Raw genomic sequence first — 3,286 nt, forward strand, 5'->3', positions numbered from 1 at the left:
CCTACCACCGGCGACGTCGACAGGTCCGCCTGGGTCGATTGACGCCGGTCGAGTTCGAGACCATCATGAACGAAGAACTGGCCCTCGCGGCCTGACCAGAACAGTCACCTGTTCCTGCATCAGACCCCCGCGCGAAGATCTCGCGTGGCGGGCTCGACTGGGCGCTTACGGCGATCGTGGTCGACCATCTCACCGTGACCCGCGCCGCGGCCGGTCTTGGGGTGTCCTGGCATACCGCGAACAGTGCGATCCTCACCGAGGGCCGGCGTCGTCTGATCGACGCTCCCGGCCGCCTCGAACACCTCCGCGGCTCCGCCCTCGGCTTCCGCAACCTCACGAACTACATCGCCAGAAGCCTGCTCGAAGCCGGAGGCTTCAGACCCCACCTACACCCTCAAATGCGATGAGCCACTTATCCGTGCAGCGGTCCCGGGTCGCGGTCAGCGACATGGTCCAGGGCTTACCGATCGGGACATCACCAACGTCCAGCAACACCCGCCAGACGACGCTGTGCCGGACCGAACCACTACCTCCGTTGGTTGAGCGTCAGGCTGCCACGCGCGCGAGGGCGAACATGGCGGACATCAGAACGATGAGGATGCCGGTGGCGATAGCGAGCCGATCGGCGAGTGTACGGCGCATTCAGGCCTCCTTCAGGCGAAGTTGTATCGCTCGGAGTGGTACTTGGACATCGGTACGCCCAGTGTGCTGAGGGTGGTCTCCATCGAGTCCATCATCGGGGGTGGTCCGCAGATGAAGTACTCGTGCTCGTCGTATGGCGGCGGGACGTGGCGCCGCAGGATGTCAGCGGTGATGAAGCCTCGCTCGCCGGTCCAGTCGGCGGGCGGATCGGTGAGCACGTAGACGGTGGTCAGCGCCAGCCGGCCGGCGATCTTGTCGAGTTCCTCGCGGAACGTGATCGACTCCCAGTCTGTAGCCCCGTACAGCAGGATGACAGGCCGGTTGTCGTGTCGGTCGGCCAGGGTCCGGATGATACTCATCATCGGTGTGATGCCGACACCGCCAGCGATGAGGATGTGCATGTCGGCCGGGTTTCCGATCGTGAACGCCCCATAGGGTCCGTCCACGTAGACTCGCTTGCCGACCGGAATCGTCCCAACCGTAGCGGTGAAGTCCCCTAGCCTGCGGATCGACATCTCGACCGATCCCTCGCCGGCCTCAGCGCTGCCGGAGAAGGAGAACGGGTGACCCGTGATGCGGAAGGGACCGCCCCAGACGGTGAGCCAGCCGAACTGACCGGGCTCGAAGTGGAAGCCGTCGTGCCCGTCGGGCTCCATCACGAGCGTCGTGGTGTCGCCGCGTTCAGCACGCACCTGTGTGACCGTGTAGGGCCTGCGGAGCATGAACAGCGGCCTGACGATGCGCACATAGGCGAGCAGTCCGATCCAGAACACCGTCAGAGAGATCCACAGCGCCCTCTTCCACGGATCGGCTAGGTAGAAGCCCCAGCTCACCATGTGCGCCAGGCCGGTGACCACCGCGGCGACGGCCAGGACGACATGCAGATGGTGCCACGTCTCGTAGCGCATCCGCAGACGCGCCCGCCACAGCGACGTCATCACGAGCACTAGGAGTGACACCACGGACAGCACGGCGAAGCGCGCGCGCCAGGGCGCGTCGACGAAGGTGAGGAGTCCGATCAGGTTTGGCCGGACGATGAACAGGATGACCGGATGGGCGATAACCAGGGCGACGGCGACCAACGAGAGCTGGCGGTGCAGGTGATAGAGAACGTCTTCGCCCCACGGCTCGGTCACTCGCCGGAACCGGGCAGTGAGACCGAACTGCAGTCCCATCATCGCGAGCCCGGCATAGCCGATTGCGGCGGAGAACTCGGTCCAGAAGTCCCGGGCCGGCCCGACGGTCCCTATGAGCAGAGCGAAGAGAGGCGCCAGGACGAACACCAGGTAGCCGGCTACCCAGGCGGTAGCGCGCGACGGATGGGAGCGCCTCATTGAACTGTCCTGGATCTCTCGGAGAGTTGGTTGATTATGCGGCCCCCGAGGCGGGGTGGTCAAGCCCCAGGTAGTGGTGTAGCGCAGTGTCCTTCGATTGTGATGGTTAGGCGCTGAGTTGAAGGACGGTGTCGGCGATCACCTCAGTTCCGGTGTCGGAGACGAGGCAGAGCCGGGATCTAGCGAGGATGTCGAGTCCGAGGGCGATGAACCCGTCGAGGCTTGAAGCAGTATAGAAGTGGGTGGTCATGGGAGCGCACCTTTCTTGCGATGTTCTGGAAATCAGGGTCAGAGTTCTGCATCATTGAGCGCAAGCCGCAAGTTATATGGATTCCTCGTCCCTTCGATGCCAGGCAAACCAGGCGACCACACAGAAGGCTGCGAGCATGACGAGGTCAGCGATGAACGCAACTGGGACAGATCGAGATATCCGCGCAACCGGGAACGCAGCCGCCGCAAATACCAACAACACAGCGCTCCAGCGGGGCGTGAGCCCGGTCCACCAATGCATTGCGCCCAAGGACAAAAGCGCGACCGGGAAGAGCGGTCCGGCCAGAATCAGCACAATAGCCACCGGGAGTGGGTAGATGTCGAAAGTAGCTAGCGAGCGAAACTCGGTGATACCGAACACACTCTCAAACACGCCTTGCAGCCCGAACGCGACGGTGCCGAACATGCCGATCAGCACCAGAAGCATCCATAGCCCCGACAGAAGGGGAAACCGGGGGCGGAGGGCGTTGTATTCCCCAATGAGTCCGTACACCCAGGGCACGGCGGCTATGGCAATGAGAAGCCCGCCGGTCACTCCATAGTGTCCGTCGATCCAGAAGAGCGGTGACAGGGCGAACAGCAAGGGTCCGATAATCAGACCAAGGCTTTCCAAACGGCGTACCACCATGCCCAAAGAGTAACACTGCCAAAGCTCTGGCGCTTAGCCGTTATTGAGTGCCGCAGAAGCCGGCCCCTGCAGCGGAACTGCTGGTGCGACGGCTTTTCCGGCTCTTCGCAGTTGAGAGTGTAGGTGGGGGCCGCGCGGCGATCGCGGGATAGGTGTCGAGGTCTTCCATGATGGAAGTTCCTACGCTGCCCATCCGAAAGACCTCGACGTGCTCCAAACTACCTTCGCTGCGCCCTGCCTGACCACGTTCTGTCGCCTCGACGAACTCGGCCTCGAGGCTATAGGGGCTCTTCGCAGTTGAGAGTGTAGGTGGGGGCCGCGCGGCGATCGCGGGATAGGTGTCGAGGTCTTCCATGATGGAAGTTCCTACGCTGCCCATCCGAAAGACCTCGACGTGCTCCAAACTACCTTC

General features: G+C 63.0%; 4 protein-coding genes and 1 pseudogene. 1 reads left to right on the forward strand and 4 read right to left on the reverse strand.

Annotated elements, in window-relative coordinates; translation table 11 throughout:
* Positions 1-116: 116 nt before the first annotated feature.
* Positions 117-299 (forward strand): annotated as a pseudogene (locus KZA10_RS10205) (ISL3 family transposase); the annotation flags it as partial.
* A gap of 354 nt (positions 300-653) precedes the next feature.
* On the opposite strand, the gene KZA10_RS10210 reads toward KZA10_RS10205, so the two are convergent.
* From KZA10_RS10210 to KZA10_RS10225, 4 genes are all read right to left on the reverse strand, one after another.
* Positions 654-1,976 carry a ferric reductase-like transmembrane domain-containing protein gene (locus tag KZA10_RS10210; protein WP_077351339.1) on the reverse strand — a complete coding sequence of 441 codons (1,323 nt, stop codon included), beginning with the start codon at positions 1,974-1,976 and terminating at the stop codon, positions 654-656.
* A gap of 106 nt (positions 1,977-2,082) precedes the next feature.
* Positions 2,083-2,226, reverse strand: coding sequence for a hypothetical protein (locus tag KZA10_RS10215; RefSeq protein ID WP_218682805.1), 144 nt, complete (start codon positions 2,224-2,226; stop codon positions 2,083-2,085).
* A 72-nt stretch (positions 2,227-2,298) separates the two neighbouring features.
* A complete protein-coding gene (locus KZA10_RS10220) occupies positions 2,299-2,874 on the reverse strand; it encodes a hypothetical protein (RefSeq protein ID WP_007273072.1) in 576 nt (191 codons plus the stop codon).
* Positions 2,875-2,914: 40 nt separating this feature from the next.
* Positions 2,915-3,286: hypothetical protein (locus tag KZA10_RS10225; protein ID WP_218682806.1), on the reverse strand; the 372-nt coding region annotated here is incomplete at its 5' end.

Origin of the sequence: Microbacterium sp. BF1 (assembly GCF_019279095.1) — a bacterium.
GTDB lineage: Bacteria > Actinomycetota > Actinomycetes > Actinomycetales > Microbacteriaceae > Microbacterium > Microbacterium maritypicum.